This is a genomic window from Pseudomonas sp. HY2-MNA-CIBAN-0224, from assembly GCF_040310285.1.
Lineage (GTDB): Bacteria > Pseudomonadota > Gammaproteobacteria > Pseudomonadales > Pseudomonadaceae > Aquipseudomonas > Aquipseudomonas helleri.
In genome coordinates, this window is the sequence record NZ_JBEOPQ010000473.1 from 1 (window position 1) to 276 (window position 276).

Here is a 276-nt window from a genome sequence, read left to right on the forward strand (position 1 = left end):
CGTCATGACAGGTATCTCGCATCACTTTAGCACGTGGGTCAAAGTTCTTATAAACACGATGACCAAAGCCCATTAGACGGAATGGATCGTTCTTGTCTTTTGCTCTCTCGATAAATTCAGGAATGCGATCAACAGAACCGATTTCTTCTAACATGTCTAAACAAGCTTCGTTAGCACCACCATGAGCGGGGCCCCACAACGAAGCAATACCCGCCGCAATACATGCAAATGGGTTAGCACCTGAAGAACCGGCTAAACGAACGGTCGATGTAGATG

1 protein-coding gene is annotated in these 276 nt (G+C 46.7%); it reads right to left on the reverse strand.

What is annotated here, in order from left to right:
- Window positions 1-276, reverse strand: a 276-nt coding sequence (locus AAEZ03_RS27215; RefSeq protein WP_350582947.1) for a citrate/2-methylcitrate synthase, incomplete at both ends; no start/stop codon positions are given.